Annotated in this window: 17 protein-coding genes; 6 read left to right on the top strand and 11 right to left on the bottom strand. The window is 53.2% G+C overall.

Features of this window, described 5'->3' with window-relative positions:
• Nucleotides 1-44 precede the first annotated feature (44 nt).
• On the top strand, nt 45-1,925 hold the full coding sequence (locus tag AWR27_RS17680; RefSeq protein ID WP_077132423.1) for a glycoside hydrolase family 127 protein: 1,881 nt from the start codon (nt 45-47) through the stop codon (nt 1,923-1,925).
• 18 nt (nt 1,926-1,943) lie between these two features.
• Here AWR27_RS17680 and treY read toward each other — a convergent pair whose 3' ends face one another.
• Both treY and AWR27_RS17670 read right to left on the bottom strand, forming a co-directional pair.
• Nucleotides 1,944-4,664 (bottom strand): malto-oligosyltrehalose synthase, encoded by a 2,721-nt coding sequence (treY, locus tag AWR27_RS17675; RefSeq protein WP_077132422.1) that lies wholly within the window; start codon nt 4,662-4,664, stop codon nt 1,944-1,946.
• Nucleotides 4,665-4,769: 105 nt separating this feature from the next.
• Nucleotides 4,770-6,887, bottom strand: a complete 2,118-nt coding sequence (locus AWR27_RS17670) for a S9 family peptidase (RefSeq protein WP_077132421.1) — start codon at nt 6,885-6,887, stop codon at nt 4,770-4,772.
• A 107-nt stretch (nt 6,888-6,994) separates the two neighbouring features.
• Between AWR27_RS17670 and AWR27_RS17665 the strand changes: the two genes are divergently transcribed.
• Complete coding sequence (locus AWR27_RS17665; RefSeq protein WP_077132420.1) at nt 6,995-7,666, top strand: DUF3431 domain-containing protein; 672 nt, start codon at nt 6,995-6,997, stop codon at nt 7,664-7,666.
• Nucleotides 7,667-7,668: 2 nt separating this feature from the next.
• On the opposite strand, the gene mraY is transcribed toward AWR27_RS17665, so the two are convergent.
• The 7 genes from mraY to AWR27_RS17625 form a co-directional block, all read right to left on the bottom strand.
• Entirely contained in the window at nt 7,669-8,877 is a 1,209-nt protein-coding gene (gene mraY, locus AWR27_RS17660) for a phospho-N-acetylmuramoyl-pentapeptide-transferase (protein WP_077132419.1), read from the bottom strand.
• Nucleotides 8,878-9,003: 126 nt separating this feature from the next.
• Nucleotides 9,004-10,458 (bottom strand): UDP-N-acetylmuramoyl-L-alanyl-D-glutamate--2,6-diaminopimelate ligase, encoded by a 1,455-nt coding sequence (locus tag AWR27_RS17655; protein WP_077132418.1) that lies wholly within the window; start codon nt 10,456-10,458, stop codon nt 9,004-9,006.
• A 78-nt stretch (nt 10,459-10,536) separates the two neighbouring features.
• Nucleotides 10,537-10,782: a hypothetical protein gene (locus AWR27_RS17650; RefSeq protein WP_077132417.1), complete on the bottom strand. Its 246-nt coding sequence runs from the start codon at nt 10,780-10,782 to the stop codon at nt 10,537-10,539.
• Between the two features lie 222 nt (nt 10,783-11,004).
• Complete coding sequence (locus AWR27_RS17640; protein WP_077132415.1) at nt 11,005-13,119, bottom strand: penicillin-binding protein; 2,115 nt, start codon at nt 13,117-13,119, stop codon at nt 11,005-11,007.
• Nucleotides 13,109-13,510 carry an FtsL-like putative cell division protein gene (locus AWR27_RS17635; RefSeq protein ID WP_077132414.1) on the bottom strand — a complete coding sequence of 134 codons (402 nt, stop codon included), beginning with the start codon at nt 13,508-13,510 and terminating at the stop codon, nt 13,109-13,111. The genes AWR27_RS17640 and AWR27_RS17635 overlap by 11 nt, the downstream gene beginning before the upstream one ends.
• Before the next feature lie 82 nt (nt 13,511-13,592).
• Nucleotides 13,593-13,925 carry a DUF5615 family PIN-like protein gene (locus tag AWR27_RS17630; RefSeq protein ID WP_077132413.1) on the bottom strand — a complete coding sequence of 111 codons (333 nt, stop codon included), beginning with the start codon at nt 13,923-13,925 and terminating at the stop codon, nt 13,593-13,595.
• Nucleotides 13,909-14,139, bottom strand: coding sequence for a DUF433 domain-containing protein (locus AWR27_RS17625; RefSeq protein ID WP_077132412.1), 231 nt, complete (start codon nt 14,137-14,139; stop codon nt 13,909-13,911). Before AWR27_RS17625 ends, AWR27_RS17630 begins: the two co-directional genes overlap by 17 nt.
• A gap of 158 nt (nt 14,140-14,297) precedes the next feature.
• Between AWR27_RS17625 and bshC the strand changes: the two genes are divergently transcribed.
• From bshC to AWR27_RS17605, 4 genes are all read left to right on the top strand, one after another.
• Nucleotides 14,298-15,848, top strand: a complete 1,551-nt coding sequence (bshC, locus tag AWR27_RS17620) for a bacillithiol biosynthesis cysteine-adding enzyme BshC (protein ID WP_077132411.1) — start codon at nt 14,298-14,300, stop codon at nt 15,846-15,848.
• The gene (locus AWR27_RS17615; RefSeq protein WP_077132410.1) at nt 15,848-16,456 is read left to right on the top strand and encodes a 5-formyltetrahydrofolate cyclo-ligase; all 609 of its coding nucleotides are present in this window, start codon (nt 15,848-15,850) and stop codon (nt 16,454-16,456) included. Before bshC ends, AWR27_RS17615 begins: the two co-directional genes overlap by 1 nt.
• Nucleotides 16,457-16,529: 73 nt before the next feature.
• Entirely contained in the window at nt 16,530-17,183 is a 654-nt protein-coding gene (locus tag AWR27_RS17610) for a hypothetical protein (protein WP_077132409.1), read from the top strand.
• 135 nt (nt 17,184-17,318) lie between these two features.
• Nucleotides 17,319-18,335, top strand: a complete 1,017-nt coding sequence (locus AWR27_RS17605; protein WP_077132408.1) for an aspartate-semialdehyde dehydrogenase — start codon at nt 17,319-17,321, stop codon at nt 18,333-18,335.
• Nucleotides 18,336-18,430: 95 nt separating this feature from the next.
• On the opposite strand, the gene AWR27_RS17600 is transcribed toward AWR27_RS17605, so the two are convergent.
• Both AWR27_RS17600 and AWR27_RS17595 read right to left on the bottom strand, forming a co-directional pair.
• A complete protein-coding gene (locus AWR27_RS17600) occupies nt 18,431-19,738 on the bottom strand; it encodes a hypothetical protein (RefSeq protein WP_077134052.1) in 1,308 nt (435 codons plus the stop codon).
• Nucleotides 19,739-19,841: 103 nt separating this feature from the next.
• On the bottom strand, nt 19,842-22,607 hold the full coding sequence (locus tag AWR27_RS17595; RefSeq protein WP_077132407.1) for a response regulator: 2,766 nt from the start codon (nt 22,605-22,607) through the stop codon (nt 19,842-19,844).
• Nucleotides 22,608-22,678: the final 71 nt, after the last annotated feature.

Below are 22,678 nucleotides of genomic sequence, written 5' to 3'. Positions count from 1 at the left end.
GGTAGTTCTCTATAGAATCTGAACATCAATTGCTTTCTATAGGCATGAAAGCTTATTCGTTTATCGCAGGGGCAATTTTCCTGCTTATTCTGACTTCATGTGCTGTTGCTCAGCAAACGGTGTCGTTCGGTCAGGTTGCCCGGGCGGGTCAGGTGCGACCCATTAACTTTTCGCAGGTTACGCTTACCGATGATTTCTGGCTTCCGCGCATCGAGCGGGTGCAGGTGGCTACATTACCCGTTTGTATCGAACAAACCGAGGTAAAAACGGGCCGGATGCGCAATTTTGAAAAAGCCGCCCGGCGCGAAGGCAAACACGAGGGCATTTATTTTGATGACTCCGACGTGTATAAGGTCATCGAGGGTATGGCCTACACGCTCAAAAGCAAACGCGATTCGGTTTTAGAACAAAAAGCAGACGCCTGGATCGATAAAATTGCTGCGGCTCAGTTGCCCGATGGCTACCTGAACACCTACTATACGCTTACGGGCCTCGACAAACGCTGGACCGACATGGAAAAGCATGAGGACTACTGCGCCGGGCACCTCATGGAAGCCGCTGTTGCCTACGCCGATGCCACCGGCAAACGAAAGCTGCTGACCGTAGCAACCCGGTTCGCCGATCATATCGACAGCACATTCCGGCTGGCAAACCGCCCGTGGGTATCGGGTCATCAGGAAATTGAACTGGCATTGGTAAAACTTTATCACGCTACCCGGAACGACCGCTATCTGAAGCTTGCCAACTGGTTTCTCGAACAACGCGGTAAAGGCTACGGCAAAGGGGCCATCTGGAACAACAAAACGTGGGGAGCCGCCTACTGCCAGGACGATGTACCGGTGCGGCAAATCACCGACATCAAGGGGCACGCCGTTCGGGCCATGTACCTCTACACCGGCATGGCCGACGTAGCTGCCGAAACCGGCGATAAGGGCTATATCGACGCCACAACCCGCGTTTGGAATGATGTGGTGAACCGCAATATGTACGTCACGGGTGGCATAGGTTCGTCGGTGCACAACGAAGGATTCACGGAAGATTATGACCTGCCCAATGAGTCGGCGTATTGCGAAACCTGCGCATCGGTAGGTATGGTATTCTGGAATCAGCGAATGAATGCGGCATCGGGCGATGCCCGGTACGTCAACGTGCTGGAACGGTCGCTATATAACGCGGCTCTGGCGGGCGTTCAACTATCGGGCGACCGGTTCTTCTACGTGAATCCGCTGGCGTCGGCAGGCAATCATCACCGCAAACCGTGGTATGGCACGGCCTGTTGCCCCAGCAACGTATCGCGGCTGTTGCCCTCACTGGGCGGGTACATCTATGCAACGGGGCCTGACGCGCTCTATATCAATCTGTATGTTGCCAGCGAAACAACGGCGAAGGTTAGCAATCGCTCGATACGCGTTCAGCAACAATCGGATTACCCCTGGGACGGCGTCATCCGTATTCAGCTTGACCCCGACCAAAGTGGCCCGTTTGCCGTAAACCTGCGCCGACCCGACTGGTGCAAAACATACCGCGTGCTGGTCAATGGCAAAAAAGTTGCGTTCTCCGAAGCAAATGCTTACCTGACTATCAAACGGAACTGGAAAAAAGGCGATTCGATTCTGCTAACGCTCGATATGCCCGTTGAGGTGGTTGAAGCCGATCCGCGCGTGAAGGCGAACATAGGTAAGCGGGCCATTCAGCGCGGCCCGCTTGTATACTGCCTCGAAGAAGCCGACCACGACAGTCTGACCGTTGACCGGGCGAGCTTTTCTGCCGACACAAAATTTACGGCGCAATTCCAGCCCAATCTGCTCGGCGGTATTACCACAATCCGCGCCAGTGGCTCTACCGGTACGTACACGCTGATTCCTTACTACGCCTGGGACAATCGCCAGCCGGGGCGTATGAAGGTTTGGATCGACTGGAAATAGCGGACCCAAACCCGTTAGCTACGCCAACAACACAGCCACTGGCAGTTGCTGAAACAGAGGCTGCACGGCCAGCCGATTTGCTGTAATCATTTCTCCCGTCAGTACGTTTGAGAAGCTCGTTGGGGCATCATCGGGCAACAGTACCACCGTATCGCTCCAATCCAGAGAAAGTACGTCTGTTGCGTTTTGTTGCTGGCACAATCGCGCAGCCTGCAGCGGTATAACCACGATGCACCAGTCCGTTTCGTACCTACGGGCGAAGGCCAGCATGTGGTTTTTGCACCTTCCTTCGATAGTAAGCGGCACGTAATCACCTTCCGCAAACAAGGTGGGTTTGGCCCGACGCAGGTGCAGCAACGACCGCACCAACGCGAGTTTGATACGGCTGTCGAAGCGGTGCTGCCATAAGTCGGCCCAGTCGGATACCGGTTGAGCGGTCAGCGCGTCGATAAACACCTGCCGACGGGCAAAATCGACCGGACGGCGGTTGTCGGGGTCAACAAGACTCAAATCCCAGCCTTCAGCTCCCTGATACACGTCGGGAACGCCGGGGCAAGTGCATTTCAGCGCGGTTTGAACCAGCGAGTTTACCACTCCAAAATCGGCTACGCGCCGATAAAACGGCTCGAACCGTGCCCAGAACGGTCCTTCTTGATCGAACAGACGCGTAATAAATCGCCGGATGCCTTCGTGATACGTTTCCTCGACCTGCCAGCCGGTGGTGTGCCGCTTGGCTTCCTGCAAGGCTTTTTCCATGTATAGCCGAAACCGATTCTCAAAATCATCGTCAGGTTCGCCGGGCATCGGATACGCGCCCACCATGTTTTGCAGCATGAAATAGGCATCGTTGGCATCGGGTACGCCCACGTGAGTTTCCCGGCTGGGGTTTTCTTCGGCCAGCAAATCAAGCCATGCCCGTGCTTCGGTCAGCCATTCGTCGGCGAGGTCGGTCAACACGTTGAGCCGCGCCCGCACGTCTTCGCCCCGCTTGGTGTCGTGCGTGGTAGTGGTATTCATTGCCAGCGGCCAGTACTGCTGCCGGTGCTGCATAGCCCGGTGAAATTCTTCGGGCAGCATACCGTGCCGTTCGGGGCCGTCGCCGACTTCGTTGTGGCCGATAAATGCATTGTAGGTATACAGCAGCGTGTCTTCAACGCCCTTCGCCATGAGCGGGCTGGAAAACTGCATCAGCCGCTGATAGAACCGCAACGCCCGGTCGTTATAATCGGCGTCGGCGGTGTGTGTACGGGTTAGCAAAACGTCTTCGAGCAGCCGGGCCGCGTGGGTCAGCTCAGGCCGGTTTTCGGTGGCTTCGGCCAGAATTGCCCGAAACGCATCAGCTTCTGTTTCAGAGAGCGGAAGCTGGTTGCCGTAGTACCGATAAACCGGGCAATGCACCAGTACCGCACCGATGGTGTGCTTCAACTCGGCCTCGGTCAGGTCGGCCAGTTCGGTTTCATCGACCAGCTTAAGCTTGCGGAAATACTGGTAGAGGTTGTCCAACTCTCCGCCCATGTATTGTGCCAGAAAATACGCCTTGCGGTCGCGAATCTGCTGGTGTATAGGCGTTTCATTGCCCACCAACTGCGCGTAAAACTGGCGAAAAGCCGGTTCGCTGTCAGCGTTGGTAAGCAGGTTGTTCAGGTGAGCCAGAAACTCATATCCCGACGCGCCGTTGATGGGCCAGTCGGTTGGCAGGTCTTCGTCGGCCTGCAAAATTTTCTCAACAATGAGCCACGTTTCAGAGCCAGTCAGTGCACGCAGTCGTTCGAGATACTGCTTCGGATCGTATAAACCGTCAACATGGTCGACGCGCAGCCCCTGAAATACACCTTCGTCAACTAATTTTTTGGTGAACGCGTGGTACGCATCGAATACTTCCTGTTCGCGCATGTTCAGGCAAATCAGGCCATTGACGGTGAAAAACCGGCGGTAATTCATCTCCTGCCGGGTTTTTGGTTCAGTTCGGAATCGGTAGAACTGCTCTTCGGCCAGCGTATGCAACAAAGTCGGCGACTGGTTGACGTGTGCAATGGCCGACTGTATATACCGGGCCGTTGCCGAATGATGAACCAGCGCGGCCAACTGCGTCTTAAACTCGCTCCAGGCTGCTACGTAAGCTTCCGGCTCATCAACCTGGCGCAACTGCTCAAGTTGGTCGAGCAACTGGTTCAGAGCCTGATTGGGTTCCGTCTCGCCCGCCCGTAGCACCGTGGCATAGCTGTTGGGTTTGAGCGGGAGCGTGTTCCCCTGTACATGAAACACGAGCCGGTCATCGGCATAATCGAGTGTCAGATCGCCGTTGGCAATAGTATGTTCGAGGTCTTCGGGCAGAAACGGAGCTTCGATACGACCCCGAAAAAACGAACTGCTGAGCGACGTTTCAAAATACTCGGCATAAGTCGAAATAGGACCTTTTTCGAGTATATCCATCAGCCACTCGTTATTCGGGTGGTAGGCCATGTGGTTCGGCACAATGTCCTGAAACCAGCCCATACCCGCCTGTTTGAGTCGTTCGCTGAGGGTACGCAGTTGCTCTTCCGTGCCAATTTCGGGGTTGATGCGCGTTGGGTCAACGGCGTCGTAACCATGCGAACTGCCGGGCGTAGCCACATAGATGGGTGAGCCATAAATAGTAGTGACGCCCAACTGCTGCAAATAGGGGAGAAGCTCGGCTACGTTGTTGAGCGTAAAATCTTTATTAAGCTGAAAGCGGTACGTGGAGACCGGGTTGTACATAAAGTCAAAAGACGTTGAGTAAACACATCTGTCTGATGCGCTCTATGTACAACTCCGTAAGCGGGTATTGTGTTGGCCTTTACCTGCTCAGGACAATCTCCTCGTTTACTCCCGCACCTCAACCAGATTCAGCATAAAAGCATACTCCAGCGCGATTTCTTTTAGTGCCTGAAACCGGCCCGACGCGCCACCGTGTCCGGCTTCCATGTTAGTGTGAAGCAGGAGTTGATTGGCATCGGTTTTCATAGTACGCAGCTTGGCGACCCACTTGGCGGGTTCCCAATACTGCACCTGCGAATCGTGCAGGCCAGTGGTTACGAGCATGTTCGGGTACGCTTTCTTCTGCACGTTGTCGTAGGGCGAGTACGATTTCATGTAGTCGTAATACGGTTTTTGTTTGGGGTTGCCCCACTCCTCAAACTCGCCGGTCGTCAGCGGAATGCTTTCATCGAGCATTGTTGTAACTACGTCTACGAACGGCACGGCGGCTACTACGCCCCGATACAACTGTGGTGCCTGATTCACCACGGCACCCATCAGCAAACCACCCGCCGAGCCACCCATGGCAAACAACTTATCCGTTGCCGTATATTTGTTCCTGACCAGATATTCCGACACGTCTACGAAGTCGTTGAAGGTATTTTTCTTTTTCAACATCTTGCCGTCTTCGTACCACCGACGACCCATTTCCTGACCACCCCGGATGTGCGCCATTGCGTAGATAAACCCCCGGTCGAGGAGGCTTAGGCGCGTACTGCTAAAACCCGGTTCCATATTGATGCCATACGAACCGTAGGCATATTGCAGCAACGGAGCCGAGCCATCTTTTCTGGTGCCTTTGCGGTACACAATCGACACCGGCACCTTCGCCCCATCGCGCACGGTCACGAATACGCGTTCGGAGGTGTAGTTGGCCGGGTCGAAACCGCCCAGCACCTCCTGCCGCTTCATCAGTGTAGCGGCTTTGGTATCCATGTTGTAATCGTAAGTCGAATTGGGCGTAGTGAGCGAGGCATAGCTATAACGCACAACATTCGTGTTGAAGTCAGGATTATAGCCGATGCCTGCTACATAGGCCGGGTCCTGAAAAGGCAGGTAGAAATCGGCCTTGTTTTTCTGATTGATGACCCGAATGTTGGTCAGACCCGCTTTGCGTTCGCCCAGCACGAGGTGATTGGCAAACACGTCCATATTTGCCAGATACACGTCGGAGCGGTGCGGAATGACCTCTTTCCAGGCCGTGCGGTCAGTGGTTTTGCCTTCCGGCACTTCCATCAGGCGGAAGTTTTCGGCTTTCCAGTTCGTGCGGACGTAGAATTTGTTCTGGTAATGTACGATGTCGTATTCATGCCCTTTTTCGCGGGGCAGAAACACCGTGAACGCGCCGTTCGGGTTGCTGGCTTCGAGTAGCCGGTACTCGGTTGCCACGCCGTTATGGTCGACGCCGATGGTGATGTATTTCTTTGATTTTGAGCGACCCAGCCCCATATAAAACTGGTTGTCTTTCTCTTCATACACCAATACGTCCTGTTTGGGGTCGGTGCCGAGCAGGTGCCGATACACCTGATAACCAAGCAGCGTTTGCGGGTCTTTCCTGATGTAAAACAGCGTTTTGTTGTCGGCGGCCCAGGCAAAGCTGCCCGCTTCCGTGTTCGGAATGGCTTCAAGATAAATCTGCCCGGTTTTCAGGTTTTTGACCCGAAGTGTATAGAGACGACGGCTGACGGTGTCTTCGGCAAAAATGGCTAACTCTTCATTATCGGAAATCTCAAAACCGCCGAGGTTATAATAGTTGTGGCCTTTCGCCAGCGCGTTGCCATCGAACATCACCTCTTCCGAGCCGTCGAGCGATCCTTTTTTGCGGCAATAAATCGGGTATTCGCCCCCCGTCACGTAGCGGGTGTAATAAAAATAATTGCCTTCTTTATACGGCACCGATTCGTCCTGTTGCTTGATGCGGCCTTTCATCTCCTCAAAAAGTTTCTCCTGCAACCCTTTTACGGGGGCCATTACCTGATCGAGGTAGGCGTTTTCGGCTTTCAGGTAGTTGATGACCTCCGGGTTTTCGCGCTCGTTGAGGTAGTAATAATTATCGGTGCGCGTATCGCCGTGAACAATAAGTTGTTTTGGCTTGATGGCCGCTTTTGGGGCCACTGGGGTTTGTGCTTGTGTCATGCTATGCAGCGTGAGCGTAGTGATGAAGAATAAACACGTTCGATTCATGGCAGTTCGTTTAAACGCAGAGGACGCAGAGATTTTCGCAAAGAACGCAAAGGAATCGATAACTCTGCGACCTTTGCGCTACCTCCGCTCCTCTGCGTTTAACAACAATGCCTGAACTGGTTGTTGCCCGCTTTCTCGAAGACCTGGCCTGGCTCCGCAAACGCCCGGCCAATCTCACTGTTACCGTTTACGATAAGAGCACCGACTGCTCTGCCGGGTCAGATGCCGTGCCATTGCCCAACGTAGGCCGCGAAGCGCATACGTATCTGCACCACCTTGTAAGCCGCTACGACACGCTGGCCGAATGGACGATCTTCTGTCAGGGCAAACCCTTCGACCATGCCTACGATTTCAAGCACAACCTGCGTGCGTTTGCCGAAAAACCCGACGCCATCAGCCCAACCGGCTTCCGCTGGCTCGGCCACCTCATCGACACCGACGACGACCGGGGCGACCGATTGTTCAGGCCGTGGAGCAAAAACGAAGACGGACGCGGGCTGGATATGCGTGGCTTTCACCGGGCGTTGTTCGATACCGATGGACCGTCGCAATACACCTTTGTGCTGGGCGCACAGTTCGCTGTTCACCGCGATGTAGTGCAGCAGCAACCCCAAACGTTTTACGAGCGGGCATTGGCTGTTTCAGAAACATTTCCCGATGCAGCCCATTGCTACGAACGCAGTTGGGACCGTCTTTTCGGCACCGTCGGCATCGACCCCGATTGGCTCGGCGGGCGGCAAACGGTGCTGTTGAAGCCGATGCGAAAGCAGACTTTGTAGCTTTACCGGAGTTTCAGCGTTGCTAAGGCAAGCACGGCCAGAATAATGCCGATGATCCAGAAACGGGTCACGATTTTGGCTTCGTGATAGCCTTTTTTCTGGAAGTGGTGGTGTAATGGCGACATCAGAAAAATACGCCGACCTTCGCCATATTTTCGCTTCGTGTATTTGAAGTAGCTGACCTGCATGATAACCGACACCAGTTCTGCCAAAAAGATGCCGCACACAATTGGAATTAGCAGTTCCTTACGAATCGCCAGAAATAACACGGCGATTACTCCACCCAACATCAGGCTACCGGTATCCCCCATAAACACCTGCGCCGGATACGAATTGTACCACAGAAATCCGACGCAGGCCCCCACAAAGGCCGCGCAGAAAATTACCAGTTCGCCTGAGTTGGGAATATACATGATGTTGAGATACTGCGAGAACACTTTGTTGCCCGACAGATAGGCCAATACGCCAATCGTCAGGCCAATAATGACCGATGTGCCAGCCGCCAGCCCGTCGATGCCATCGGTAATATTGGCCCCATTGGATACGGCGGTGATGATGAAAATACAGACCAGCACATACACAATCCAGGTGTAGTTATCGGGCAGCAGACCGAAGAGCAACGAACTATAATCGAACTCGTTGTTTTTCATAAACGGCACCGTCGTCAGCGTCGATTTGATGTCGGTATACACGTCGGGCACGTTCGAGGTGCTAAGCAGACGCGGGGCGTATCGCCGAATCTTTACGTATTCGTTGAAATACAGTGTCAGTCCCACAATCAGGCCCAGCCCAACCTGCCCCACCACTTTAAATTTGCCTTCCAGCCCTTCTTTGTTCTTGCGAAATACCTTGATGTAGTCGTCTAAGAAACCAATCAGGCCGGTCCAGACGGTTGATACGAGGGCCAGCACCACGTAAACATTGGTGAGTTTGGCAAACAGCAGGGCCGGAATCAGCAGCGACGCCAGAATAATAAATCCGCCCATGGTGGGCGTACCGCGTTTTTGCATCTGCCCCTCCAAACCGAGGTCGCGAATCGACTCGCCGATTTGCAGTTGCCGGAGTTTGTCGATGATACGCCGACCGAAAATGGCTGCAATCAGCAGCGACGTTACAACCGCGCCAAGCGCACGAAACGAAATATACTGAAACACCCCCGCGCCGGGGAAATCGTACTGTTCGTCAAGGAATTGGAAGAGGTAATAGAGCATAGTTGACTGATTGAATGGTTGAGTGATTGAGTGATTGAATGATTGAATTGCTGAATGGCATAGCAGGACACATTCAATCACTCTATCATTCAATCACTCAACGAGTCAACCACTCAAAGTTATAGATTATCGGCGTTGAAACGCTTCCCGCAGTACGGCGCGGTCATCAAAATCATATTTAACGCCCCGAATTTCCTGATAGGTCTCATGGCCCTTGCCCGCCACTAAGATAATGTCGTGCGGTTGGGCAAGCAACACGGCCCGTTCGATAGCTTCGCGCCGGTCTTCGATGGTCTGCGTTTTCTTAAAATCGACGGGCGACACGCCAGCCTGCATCTGCTCCAGAATTGCCATCGGGTCTTCGTTTCGGGGGTTATCGGAGGTGAGAATTACGCGGTCGCTGAAGCGGCAGGCAATGTCGGCCATAAGGGGGCGTTTGGCGGCATCGCGGTTGCCGCCACACCCCACAATCGTGATGATCTGTTCGTTGGCCTGCCGTAGTTCGCTAATGGTTTCCAGCACGTTTTGCAGGGCGTCGGGCGTATGGGCATAATCGACAATGCCCACAATTTTATCGGCTGATACCACCTGCTCGAACCGGCCCGACGGGGGCGTTACGCCCGACAGTTGGGTTAATACTTCGGTGGGGTCTTCGCCCAGCAGCACAGCCGCGCCATATACGGCCAGCAGGTTGTAGGCATTGAAGCGGCCAATCAACTTAAACCATACTTCGCGCTCATCGATGGTCATGTTCAGGCCAAACAGGCTGTCGGCCAGAAGTTTGCCTTTAAACGTTGCCAGTGTTTGCAGGGAGTAGGTTTCCCGGCGGGCGGCTGTGTTCTGCAACATCACCAGCCCGCGTTTGTCGTCAACGTTGGTGAGGGCAAACGCCGACGCGGGCAACTGGTCGAAAAAGCCTTTCTTGGCTTTGATGTAGTTATCGAACGTTTTGTGGAAGTCGAGATGGTCGTGGGTGATGTTGGTGAAAATGCCCCCGGCGAAGTGCAGCCCGGCAATGCGCTCCTGCACCACCGCGTGCGAACTGACTTCCATAAACACATGCGAACAGCCGCGTTCCAGCATCTGCGTCAGCAGTTGGTTGGTCGTAACAACGTCGGGTGTGGTGTGCGTGGCCGGAATCACCTCATCGTCAATCTGATTCTGCACCGTCGAGAGCAGCCCGCACCGATAGCCCAACCCCCGAAACAGCCGGAACAGCAACGTTGCGACCGACGTTTTGCCGTTGGTGCCCGTTACGCCTACCACCTTCAGCTTTTTCGACGGATTGTCGTAGAAGGCAGCCGCTATGAAACCGAGCGTTCGGGCCGAATCCTGTACGCGAACATAGGCGACATTATCGGCCACGTTCGCGGGCAAATCTTCGCACAAAATGGCCGACGCGCCCTGTTGAATGGCCGTGTCGATGAAGTTGTGGCCGTCGGTGACGGTGCCGCGCACGGCTACGAACAAACTGCCCGGCCCCACCCGGCGCGAATCCATTGTGAGGTGCGTAATGTCGGCATCCATCCGGCCCGACGTTGCCAGCAGCGGAATTTTATAGAGAAGGTCTTTGAGTTGCATACCCCGGCTACGGACACACGGTCCGCTTTCGGCTGCAAAAAAACGGGTTGGCGGGGGAAATGCCTAATTTGATCGCTACTATGCTTTTATAGTCGGCGTCGTAAGCCGGTCGAGCATCTTGGTTAGAGAGTCCATCATAGGTGTCAATTCGTCAATTCGTTGTTTGATACTGGGCCACAGAACACCCATTACTTCCCTGGCTTTGTCGCGTTCCTCTGGGGTAAGCGTCTGCAAGTACAACTGATAGTCAGCTACTACAGCTTCTTTCTCCTCCAGTGTTGCGGCTTGTTTGTACCGTGTTAAATAGTGTTGTACCTGATTCATGTGTCGTCTGTTAATCTAATTCCAGTAATCGCTCATCAATCCTTTTCAACGAATCCCTAAACATTCTGGCCTTCTTGATTAGAAAATCATGCTCTTCATCCGTGTGCGTCACAGGGTCGGCCAGTGAAAGCTCAATTTCAATTAGCCGGATACTATATTCTACGTGTTGCCTTAATTCACGCAGCATTGTAATCTCATCCATGCTGCAATATAAGACCTTTCTTACCCTAATGTTAGAGTAATTGCTTTTGTGCCCGTTTCACTTGTTCCGGTGCCGGGAGTAATAGACTGTTCTTTCACTTTGCCATGCCCCTCCACTGACACGCGAAAGCCCCGGTTTTCGAGCAGAAACAGGGCGTCGCGCAGGGCCAGACCGCGCACGTCGGGTACGCGGTCGGTGCGGGTGGGGCGGCTGCGCCAGCGGTTGCCATCGGTGGTTTCAACCCAGCCTTCCGTGTTGGGTTCGGTAGCAATATTCAGCGTTGTGCCGATGGTGTGCAGATCGTCGGCGTAGCCCGCCAGCAGGCCCGTTGTGGGGCGAGACAACTGCTTGTCGGCCCGGATGGGCGCGTGCATCCGAATATCGTAGGCCACAATCCGGTCGGCAATCTGCTTGAACACCGGCGCAGCCACCGCCCCGGCATACAGCAGGTCGATGTTGTTGCCCTGCGGACTATCGACCACTGTAATCATGCTGTATTTAGGATTGTTGGCCGGGAAATAACCGATAAACGACGTGTAATATTTGCCAACCTGATATTGTCCGTTAATGATTTTCTGGGCCGTACCGGTTTTGCCCGCAATGGCATAGTGCGGGTTGTTGATGTGTTTCGCCGTACCGCGTTCGACCACGCCCCGCAGCAACGCCTGTGCCTTGCGGGCTGTTTCTTTCGAGCAGATGGGTTCGGGCAGCACGTATGGCTGATTTTCTTCCACTACCTCGTCGGCCAGTTTGATGCGCTTCACAATCATGGGCCGTACCCATCGCCCGCCATTGGCTACAGCGTTGTAGAATGCCAGCATTTGCAGGGGCGTAATCTGCATTTCGTAGCCATAACACATCGACGTCAGCGACACCTTGCTCCAGCCTTTCATGTCGGGGTTGCGAACAACCGGAATAGCCTCTCCTTTCATGTGAATGCCCGTTGGCTTGGTCAGGTGGAACCGACGCAGGTATTGGCAATACAGATCGGGCCGGCTGTAGAAATAGCTGCGCATGAGCAGGTGCGTTCCTACGTTCGATGATTTCTCGAACACCTGCCGGGCTGTAATCGTACCCGCACCCCCACGTTTGGCATCGCGGATTTCCAGACCCCGGTAGCGCGTAGCTCCGCCCCCGGTTGCCACGGGCTGTTCGAGCGAGATGGCCTTTTCTTCGAGTAAAGCCATCATCGTTGCCAGCTTAAATGTGCTGCCGGGGTCGGTGCGGCCCGCCAGCGCGTGGTTAAAATTCTCGACATAATGCCCCGGTCGGGTGCGGCTCAGGTTTGCCAGTGCCCGAATCTCGCCGGTGGCTACTTCCATCACAATTACGCATCCTTTGGCCGCGTTGTATTTTTCGAGCGTCGACCGTAGCGCACTTTCGGCCATGTCCTGATAGTTGACATCAATGGTGGTGTACAGGTCCATGCCGGGTTCGGGTTTCATTTCCGGCCCGTCGTCAACGGGTTTGCGTACTCCACCCGACAGCACTTCAACTAAACCTACCGCATTTCTGCCAGCCAAAGCGGGCTGGAAACTGGCTTCCAGACCAATCAGGCCGCGCCCGGTTTTGGCGTCGAGGTTGCCGATAGTTCGTCCGGCCATCTGCTCAAACGGGTGATACCGTTCGTAGTAGGGCCGTAATACGCCCCCGCGAGCCGCCACTTTCGGCGACGACCGGAAGAACGGCCATTTCAGCATTTCCTGCCGTTCCTGAAACGTAACGCGCCGACGGTTTAGCAGCACGTACCGGCGTTTGTGCGTCCGGGCATCGCGCACGAGGTCGGCATAGTCGCGGGCCGAACGGTCTTTGTAAATCCGCGACAGCAGCAATCCCAGCGAATCAACTTTTCTGGTAAAATACTCAGGTTTGGCCTGTGTGGGGTCTAACCCAACCACATACGTTGGCAGGGAAGTTGCCAGCAAACTACCGTCGGTAGCATAAATATTGCCACGCATAGCCCGGAGCGTATCGCGTTTGATAATGGTAGTTGCTACCCGTTCGCGCCAGAGTTTGCCCTTGTGCGTATGAAAATACTGGACGTAGACCAGGCGTACCAACACGCCTAAAGCCAGCGCAATCACAACGTAATAAACGTGGTTGGCCCGCTGAATAATTTCCTGCTTATGGTTCATGGGTTTTTACGACTATTTTGTGTGGAGGAGTTAAGGTACTATCGGTCAGGCCCAGTTGAGCTACCCGTTTGTAGAGTTCCGACTGTTTGCCGCTCTTCATAAAATCAGCCTGCAACACGGTTGCCTGCGTCCGCTTTTCGTCGGCTATGGTTTTGGTGCGCTGAATACGCCGGACCAGCCGCTCGGCATTGTGATTCAACGCAATATAGATGACCAATAGAAACGTGACCCACAAAATCCGGTCGATGTGGCGAATGGGCCAGGCGTTGTCTTCGCCGAAGAGCCGGTCGAGACCAATAAAATCATTGATATACGACGCCAGCTTGACCCGGCGTCGTTGTTTTTTTTGTGCAGCAACCCGTTCGGGCTGTTTGAACGTGTTCTTCGCCATGTTGGGGTTAGGGAATTGAAGCGGTTTGCTCTTACGAAAGTAGCGAGAAGTAGCGGGCAGAACCACGATTAGCACTGAAAAATTAGGCAATGCGTAAGGTTGCCATTTCTTTCGGTAAGTCGTTAGCAAGCCGTTCCAGAATAAGCGGAACAAAAAGCTGCAACTGAGTCAGTACATTTTTTCTGACATCAAGAATCAATACGCTAACCGGCAGCGTATCTGCGTTTTGCTGGTAAGGCAAATTCTTGTCAACCGCAATCAGCACATCAAATGCTTCCTGCTGCATCAGCCGTAGCAATTGCCCGTTTTTGATACCGTTCCAGCCCATATACCGAACGGTGAAAACCTCATGGCCTGTATTGTCGAAAGCATTCCTGAACCGAATGTCGATGTTCTCGTCAAGCAACACCTTCATACTCAGTGGAAAATGTATTTAGTAATTTGCTGGCAAGTTCGATAACCGTTTCGGCCTGTTCGCGGCTAACAGAGGGATAGCCTTCCAGGAAGTCATTTAGTGAACTGGTTTCTAAATAATCGAACAAGGTTTGAATTGCTACCCGTGTACCGCTGAATACGGGTGTGCCGCCCAATACTTCGGGATCAATCTGAATACTTTGTCTGGCTGTCATTGTCTACGAAATAGGTCTTACGAAAGTAACGAGAAGTAGCGGGCTGAACCACGATTAGCACCGAAAAATATTTATTTCTCAACCGCGATTCCAACGTTCCCGCAGGCTCCGAACCTTGCGGGTTTTTTGTTTGTTGGCTGTGGTAAATCCTAATCTGCATGGACTGTCAGTACCTGCCGCTTTCTGCCACCGGCCAATTTTCTTCTCTTTTTCTCGATTACCTCAATCAAAAAGACAGTCTTCGCCCGTTCTACAACCGCTTTCCTACCCTTTCGGGCTTTCAGGAGCAAATTCAGGAACGAACGTTTTCGCCTGAAAAACGGCAGACGTTAGTCGATACGCTCACCCGGCAGTATGCACACATAGCTAACAAGCCTGATTTTTCGATACTATTACAGCCCAACACGTTTACGGTTACGACGGGGCATCAGCTCACTATTTTTACCGGACCAATCTACATCGTTTACAAGCTGATTACGACTATCAATCTGGCCCGACAGTTGCAGAAAAACTACCCGGACTATACGTTTGTGCCGGTATACTGGATGGCAACCGAAGACCACGATTTTGCTGAAATCAATCACTTCCGGCTGTTCGGGCGCGATTACCGCTGGGAAACCGAGCAACGCGGGGCGGTGGGGCGCATGAACCCGCAGGAACTGAAAACGCTGTTTGCCCAGATACCCGAAAAACTCAGCCTGTTTGAAGATGCTTATCTGAAACACAGCACGTTATCTGATGCCGTTCGGTACTTTATCAACGAGTTGTTTGGGGCCGAAGGGCTGATTTGCTTAGATGCCGACGACGCCCACCTGAAAGGGCTGTTTGCGCCCATCATGCGCGACGAACTGTTGCATCAGCGGGCTAATGAGCAGGTACAGCAACGCACCGACCAACTCGGGCAGTTGGGGTATAAAACCGTTATCACCCCCCGCGACATTAACCTGTTCTATTTAGACGACCAGCTCCGCGAACGCATCGAACAACTGCCGGATGGTACGTATAAAGTCGTGCATACCAAACTGCGCTTTACGAAAGAAGAGTTGTTGCGAATGCTTGACGAACATCCTGAGCGTTTTAGCCCGAACGTGGTGCTGCGCCCGTTGTATCAGGAAACCATTCTGCCAAATCTGGCCTACATCGGTGGCCCGTCGGAGGTGCCATACTGGCTGCAACTCAAAAGCGTGTTCGATTTATACGAAACGCCTTTTCCGCTGCTGATGCCCCGAAATTTTGCCACTTACGTACCGAAGGTTACAGCCCGACGAATTCATAAACTGGGCTTAACGCCCGAAGAACTGTTTCGGGATACCCAAACGCTTAAACACGAGTACGTCGATACGCATACCCGCCACGCGCTCCGGTTCGATGCCGAAAATAAACAGGTAAACAAGGCATTGGACGCCATTCTGCACAAAGCACAAATGGTTGACCCCACACTCGAACGGGCGGTTCTGGCCGAAACCAAACGCTTCGCCAACGCGGTTGTTCGGCTCGAAAAAAAGCTGCGTCGGGCCGAAGAGCGCAATCAGGAAACAGGCATCCGGCAATTGCTGACCGTAAAAGAAGAACTGTTTCCGAACGGCGGCCTACAGGAACGCACCGAAAATTTCCTCACGTTCCAGTTGAACGACCGGGCTTTTCTGCAAAAAATGCTGGCTGCTTTTAATCCGTTCGATTTCAGGATGCAGCTTTGTTTAGAAAATTGATGACCAAAGCCGAACTTAGAAAACAGTTTCTGGCGCAACGCCGGGCGTTATCGGTCACTGACGTGCAGACGATGAGTCAGCAGATAACTAAGCGTTTTTTTGACATTCTGTTGCCCCAACACACCAGCCTGCTTCACACCTTCCTGCCGATTGCCCGGCAAAACGAAGTTGATACATGGCCGATTATTCGTCGGCTCTGGCGCGACCTTCCGCAGGTCAATATCGCTGTTTCTATTACCGATACAAACGCAAACGGCCTTACGCACTACGTACTTACGCCCGAAACGGTGCTGGTAGAGAACCGCTGGGGCATTCCCGAACCCGTTGGAAACGGGCAATCAGCCGTTGATAGCCAACAAATTGACGTGGTGCTGGTGCCGTTGCTGGCGTTTGGCAAAAATGGGCACAGAGTCGGCTATGGTAAAGGCTACTACGACCGTTTTCTGGCCGAGTGTCGACCCAATTGCCTGAAAATTGGCCTGTCGCTATTCGAGCCGGTTGAACAAATCGAAGACGTTGAACCAACTGACGTTCCGCTGCACGTGTACCTAACGCCCGAAGCAAGCTATGTTTTCTTCGGCCCGAACAGTTTTGTAACGCAGCGTTAATCAGCTTCTAATCAAGCCTTAATGTCGTCGTATGATACTTTGTTTATATTGCTTCAGATAAACATCAACGACCATGAAACGGCTTTTTTGGCTCCTGACAGCCCTGCCCTTACTAACTCAGGCCCAGCCCGATACACTCCGGCCTATTCGACCAGAAGAGTTAAAACCGATTGAGAGCGACATGATTCCTACCTACGTGGGTGCGTATGGCGGCTGGAGTGGCCGAACGCAGTATACCTATGATGGTCTGGACATCAGGGCAAAAGACCTGCGCCCGTATATTATGGCGTCGGGCGACCCGGACGCCATTCAGAATTTCAATGCGTATATGCGTAGCCGATACGCGGGCGGCTGGCTCATTGCGGGCGGTATCGTTACGTCAATTATAGGGCTAAGCGTTGGTTTGTCCAACGACCGTACTGGCGAAGCTAATCGGGGTCCCTATACGCCAAATGGGACGGTTATTAATGGCATGATGTGTTATGGATACTGCAACCCGACTCCTGACCGCACCAATCATGGGGCCGTCACAACGGGCGTAGCCATGTTTCTGGGTGGTTTTCTTATCTCAGCCACGGGTGCGTGGATGTTGCGACCCGGTCAACGGATGCGGCAGGCTGTGCAATACTACAATCGGTCATTGCGGCAGCGGCAGGGCATTTCGTGGCAAGTGCAGCCCTATTCAAACCTTAGTATTTCGGGCGTTGGGCTGGTTGGCCGGTTCTAACTGCCTGTTTTTCTGTCGAACAAAACATCTGTCGATCAGCGATTTTGCTGTACTTTTGCGGGCAATTCAGTAATGCGGGCAGAAACCCGCTTTTTGTTAATTTAATCAAGGCGGGTTTCCACCCGCGTTACTTTTATGAAAATCGCAGTTGTTGGGGCTACCGGCCTTGTCGGTGGCGAAATCCTGAAAGTGCTCGAAGAACGTAACTTTCCCGTCTCTGAACTGATCCCGGTTGCTTCAGAGCGGTCGGTAGGTAAACAGGTCGAGTTTAAGGGAAAGCAATATACCGTTGTCAGCTTTGAGGATGCCATTGCGGCTAAACCCGCCATTGCGATTTTTTCGGCAGGCGGCAGCACGTCGCTCGCGCTGGCACCCAAATTTGCCGAAGCTGGCATCACCGTAATCGATAACTCGTCGGCATGGCGTATGGACCCGACCAAGAAATTGGTTGTGCCCGAAATCAACGCCGATACGCTCACGCCCGACGATAAAATCATTGCTAATCCGAACTGCTCAACCATTCAGATGGTGGTAGCTCTGAAACCCCTGCACGACCGCTACAAAGCGAAACGTATTGTGGTATCAACCTACCAGTCAGTAACGGGTACGGGCAAAGCGGCTGTCGATCAGTTATTTGCCGAGCGTGAAGGCCGTGCCGATGCGCAAAAAGTGTATCCTCACCCCATTGACCTCAACGTGTTGCCGCACATCGACGTATTTCTCGATAATGGCTATACGAAAGAGGAAATGAAGATGGTGAATGAAACCAAGAAAATTATGGGCGACGACAGCATCCGTGTAACGGCTACCACCGTGCGGATTCCAACCATCGGCGGCCATTCGGAGGCTATTAACGTAGAGTTTGACCACGAATTTGAATTGGATGACGTGGTTGAATTGCTCCGCAATGCCGAAGGAATTGTTGTGCAAAACGATTCAAAAGCGTTTGAATACCCAATGCCGCTAACCGCCCACGGGCGCGACGAGGTATTTGTAGGGCGCATCCGGCGCGATGAAACGCAACCTAAAACGCTGAATTTCTGGTGTGTAGCCGATAATCTACGCAAAGGGGCTGCCACCAACGCCGTGCAAATTGCCGAGTACCTGATGAAACACAATCTGGTAACGATTGGAGAAGAGGCTGCGGTTTGATCTCTGTCATTCCGATGAAGGAGACGCAAAATCTTGCTGACGCGAAAGAGACGCAAAATCTTACTGACGCGAAGGAGACGCAAAATCTTGCGTCTCTACTTCTCAAACTCAATTACATATTCCGATAGATACACGCTCTTTTCGGGCAGAATGTCTTTCACGAACAAACGGGCGCGTTGGCCGAGCCGAAGGCAGGTGCTTCTGTTGGCAATATCGTCGGGGGTGTTCATGGGTTGGAGCGAGGGATACCATAGAAAATGGCCAGGCCGGTCGAGCAGGAGTTGCGGCTTCGACCATTGCTGCGCATTATCGCCTTCGCCGAGGTCTTTATTTTTGTTGAACGAGATATAAATCTTGCTCCCTGCCCACGACGACCCCGTCACGTGGCCCATCAGCATGACCCAGCAGTTTAGATACGTATTCCAACTCACCGACGGCCCCCAGTGAAACCCGCCCGTGGGCGACGATGCCGGGCCACCCGCCGAATCACGCGGAATCTGGAGCGATTTCACCGGCGCACCCACGCTATCGGGCAGGGCATTGAAACTGCGGCCATCCCACCGCCGGGCTTTACCCACCGGATTGTCGAGGTCAGACAGTTTTATGCGGGCCACGCTGATGCACTGCCCACTCCATTCTTTGGTTGGGTCGTAGGTTTTGGCGTCGTATACACCCGGATAACCATACTCACCGTAGAACAGGTACAAATAATCGCCGGAAGCCACCGCCGACGGATCGCCGACACCCCCGGCGAACGTGTTTGACGTATTGTGGGGTTTCAGAATCATGCGCGGCTGATGGTCTTCGATAAACAGCCCCCGATTGTCCCAACTCCGCCCACCGTCTACCGATTTCATAATTCCAATCCGGCAAACGGCAGCGGCAGAAGTTGGCCCTTTTAATCCCTGCGGCCAGTTTTTATCGATATAGCCAGAGCCAGTTTTAGGATCATAGGGTAACGTAGCCGGGTAATTTTCGTTGTGATAAACAGCATAGAGCGTCCGGCCCGATTTGTCGGCGGGGCTTTGATAAACCGTCTCGAACCACACGGCCCCGTGCAGGCCGGGTTTTCCTACCGGTGCATTTTTGGGCATTTTCGGGGTTGTAAACTCGCTGGCTTCGCGGCTGAAGGCTTCATCGGCATTGGCACCGTCGCCGAATTTCAGGTCATTGGCCGTACCCCAGACGGGGTCTTCGCCATATTTGCCCGGAAAAATACGGAACGTATCACCTACCCAGGCTTCGGCCATGTTACAATCCACGAACGACTTAAAGTAGAACACTTTACCCGGCACTAACCTGAATTTTGGCGTAGTGTCGGGCGCATCGGTCGTGCGCGAACAGGAAGCAAACAAAGCCGAACTAATAAGTACGGTAAGAAAACGCAGGGCCTGACGGTTCATAAGCGGCAATGAGCGATATAAGAGTGATCGGGGAGCGTGTTGTATAAACGCCGTTGTTCGCGTTTAAAACGCAGCCGTTCGCGCAAACTACCCGTTTCATCATCTATGGTTTACTCTCTACAAACGACCTGATGGCTACCAGCTTCGTATCGAGAAGGGTCAGGTAGGCCCGAACCAACGGAGCAATGTCGCTCAACTCAGCCTGCGCCTGTAAGAGAGCTTCGATTTCCTGAATCTGCTGCGTCGATTCGGTTAAGCCCAGCATCTTTATGCTGGCTTTCTGGCTGTGAATCACGGCCTTCACTGTGGCCCGGTCGCTGTTGACGAGTGCCTGCCGTATTTCCTCATTTTGGTCGGGCGTTTGCTGTAGAAAGAGGTCGAGCAACTCATGGGCCAAATCAGTATCATCGCCGACAGCTTTTACCAGCGGTTCAATAGAGAAATCAGTTTGCGGGCTGGGCGGTGGGGCCGGTATCGGTTCAGGAATGGGTGCAGGAGCGGGTGCAGGTGGTTTCGACGCAGCGGGTACGTGTTTTCGGATCATTTGCTGCAAATCCTGCGGTCGGAATGGCTTGGGCAGGAAATCGTTCATGCCCGCCTGAAGGCATTTTTCGCGCTCGCTTGCCAGCGCATGGGCCGTCATGGCAATAATAGGCACCGAACTGTGCATTTTATTGCGTATGCTAAACGTGGTAGTAAACCCATCCATCACGGGCATCTGAATATCCATCAGCACCAGATCAAAGTCATAATGTTCGAGTAGATCGAGTGCCACCTGCCCGTTTTCGGCTACTTTCGCCATATGGCCGAGCCGATTCAATACGCCAAGGGCAAGTTTCTGGTTCATTGGATTATCTTCAACGACCAGAACCCGTAATAACCGCCCGGCAACTTTCTCTGTCTGCACCCATGCCGACACTGTTTGGTCGGTAGCTAATTCTCCCTCGTTCGGTGCGATTCGGTAGCCAATCGTTACAATAAAACACGACCCTTCATCTGCTGTACTGGTCACGCTGACGGTGCCGCCCTGTAGTTCTGTCAGCGATTTTACGATACTCAGCCCCAGGCCCGTGCCGCCATAAAACCGCGTCGTTGAATCGTTGGCTTGCTTGAATCGCTCAAAAATATGCGGCAATGCATCGGCGTCAATGCCAACACCGGTATCTTCGACCATAAGCTGCACCTGCACGGTATCGCTCGTCTGTTCAAGTTTATTCGCCCGAACGGTAACGCTCCCTTTTCGGGTAAACTTGATCGCGTTACTCATCAGGTTGAGCAAAATTTGCGTCAGTCGGGTTGGGTCGCCGAGTAGCACTGGTGGCAATGTCGGGTCTACTTCAACTGAGAGCTTCAGATTTTTATCATCGGCAGCAGGCATCAGCATGGTTTGCAGCGAATCGATCAGAGCCTGCACACTGAACGGCACCGACTCTAAGGGCAGTAATCCGGCTTCAATTTTGGTGAAGTCGAGAATGTCGTTGACAACGGTCAGCAGATTATTGCCAGCCGTTCGGATATACCGCAGAAACTCCTCCTGTTCTTCCGTTAGTTTGGTGGTTTGCAGCAAATTGGAAAACCCCAGAATGGCGTTGAGGGGCGTTCTGATTTCGTGGCTCATATTTGCCAGAAACTGCTTTTCTATCTTGCGGGCCTCGCCAAGTTCGTAGGCATATCGAAACGACAATACCAACGATTGCAGGAAGAAGAAGATCAGATAACCAGCAAAGAGCAGTGCTGTTGCCGGTATGGTCAGGCCAACATACTGGAGAATAATCAGCCCGAACACCAGCATCAGCAGGGCCGTACTGATAAGCGAATACATGGCACCGGGGCGTCGGCGTCGGGCGGCCATCCAATAAACGTAGCAGGCATAGCCGATGTAGCCCAGCATCAAAAACAGAAACGGATTAATCAACTGCGTAAACCAGCGCGCTGGCAACACCACCGTAACCGCAAAGGCTGCACACAGCCCAATCATGAGCCGAACCAAACGCGGGTGCGTCTCCCACGGATACAGTAGTTGCGTATAAGCCACAAACAAACCGACCGATGCATACAGCGACAGGTACTCTAACCGAACCGTTACCTGCCACGGAATAGCGGGCAGCAATGTGTGGAGTACATACAGATCGGTGCCGATAATTCGATAGCTATAAGTCAGGCAAAACAGACCAAAATACAAAATGGCCCGGTCGGTTTTGCTGAAACTAAATAACCCCAGTAGAAACAGGCCGCTCATGAACAAACACCCAACCAGAAACAGGTCGAGTGCCCGGTCGTCGTCCTGAGCCAGACGAAGTTCAGACGCCAGCCCTAACCGAATTGGTTGCGTGGAGCCACCTTTGGCATGATGAAAATTGGCGATTTGAAGCACCAATCGAAGTGTATCGGCAACCGGCAATTCGGCAAGTTGAGTTGACCAGTACGGTATGGTTTCGGCCCTTGTTGTGGCCGGGTTGCCGTCGTGCGCCAGTTCGCGACCATTTACAAACAGCCGATACGCGCTGTATTGATCGGGCAGTTCGAGCATCAGCGGAGCCTTGTGGGGAGGCAACAGCACGGTGAGCGAATAGGTGGCGTAGCCCTGACTGCCTACAGGTCGCCCCTGCCAGCGGCTGGCCGACCATAGTTGTGGAAACGCCGTGTATTCAAAAGCCGTTTCAGTGCTATTCTGTGTACGAAGTTGCCGCCAATACCACTTCCACTCGCCCCTTAGCTCGATAGGTCGTTGCGATAGCTGGACATTGCGAAGGTCTAATACCCCTCGACGGGCTACTTTTTGCGCAACGGCCTGAACACACCAGATGCTCGTAATTGTCCAAAGCAGGGAAGCAATGGCGACCCGTTTCGTGCGAAGCCCGTAAAACATGAATGAGTACTTGTGCTGAATATGGTTTGGGTTGAGGAGAATATTTGTAACCGATTACAAATATAAACATC

The organism is Spirosoma montaniterrae, assembly GCF_001988955.1.
Classification (GTDB): Bacteria; Bacteroidota; Bacteroidia; order Cytophagales; family Spirosomataceae; genus Spirosoma; species Spirosoma montaniterrae.
The sequence above is the reverse complement of the archived record's forward strand: the minus strand, read 5'-3'. Positions and strand labels throughout refer to the sequence as shown.

What these genes read in the sequence shown, in the direction of transcription:
- AWR27_RS17605 (WP_077132408.1), top strand. Translation starts at nt 17,319, where the DNA reads ATGAAAATCGCAGTTGTTGGGGCTACCGGCCTTGTCGGTGGCGAAATC.
- AWR27_RS17615 (WP_077132410.1), top strand. Translation starts at nt 15,848, where the DNA reads ATGACCAAAGCCGAACTTAGAAAACAGTTTCTGGCGCAACGCCGGGCG.
- AWR27_RS17665 (WP_077132420.1), top strand. Translation starts at nt 6,995, where the DNA reads ATGCCTGAACTGGTTGTTGCCCGCTTTCTCGAAGACCTGGCCTGGCTC.
- bshC (WP_077132411.1), top strand. Translation starts at nt 14,298, where the DNA reads ATGGACTGTCAGTACCTGCCGCTTTCTGCCACCGGCCAATTTTCTTCT.
- AWR27_RS17655 (WP_077132418.1), bottom strand. Translation starts at nt 10,458, where the DNA reads ATGCAACTCAAAGACCTTCTCTATAAAATTCCGCTGCTGGCAACGTCG.
- mraY (WP_077132419.1), bottom strand. Translation starts at nt 8,877, where the DNA reads ATGCTCTATTACCTCTTCCAATTCCTTGACGAACAGTACGATTTCCCC.
- AWR27_RS17635 (WP_077132414.1), bottom strand. Translation starts at nt 13,510, where the DNA reads ATGGCGAAGAACACGTTCAAACAGCCCGAACGGGTTGCTGCACAAAAA.
- AWR27_RS17610 (WP_077132409.1), top strand. Translation starts at nt 16,530, where the DNA reads ATGAAACGGCTTTTTTGGCTCCTGACAGCCCTGCCCTTACTAACTCAG.
- AWR27_RS17640 (WP_077132415.1), bottom strand. Translation starts at nt 13,119, where the DNA reads ATGAACCATAAGCAGGAAATTATTCAGCGGGCCAACCACGTTTATTAC.
- AWR27_RS17680 (WP_077132423.1), top strand. Translation starts at nt 45, where the DNA reads ATGAAAGCTTATTCGTTTATCGCAGGGGCAATTTTCCTGCTTATTCTG.
- AWR27_RS17625 (WP_077132412.1), bottom strand. Translation starts at nt 14,139, where the DNA reads ATGACAGCCAGACAAAGTATTCAGATTGATCCCGAAGTATTGGGCGGC.
- AWR27_RS17650 (WP_077132417.1), bottom strand. Translation starts at nt 10,782, where the DNA reads ATGAATCAGGTACAACACTATTTAACACGGTACAAACAAGCCGCAACA.
- AWR27_RS17670 (WP_077132421.1), bottom strand. Translation starts at nt 6,887, where the DNA reads ATGAATCGAACGTGTTTATTCTTCATCACTACGCTCACGCTGCATAGC.
- AWR27_RS17630 (WP_077132413.1), bottom strand. Translation starts at nt 13,925, where the DNA reads ATGAAGGTGTTGCTTGACGAGAACATCGACATTCGGTTCAGGAATGCT.
- AWR27_RS17595 (WP_077132407.1), bottom strand. Translation starts at nt 22,607, where the DNA reads ATGTTTTACGGGCTTCGCACGAAACGGGTCGCCATTGCTTCCCTGCTT.
- treY (WP_077132422.1), bottom strand. Translation starts at nt 4,664, where the DNA reads ATGTACAACCCGGTCTCCACGTACCGCTTTCAGCTTAATAAAGATTTT.
- AWR27_RS17600 (WP_077134052.1), bottom strand. Translation starts at nt 19,738, where the DNA reads ATGAACCGTCAGGCCCTGCGTTTTCTTACCGTACTTATTAGTTCGGCT.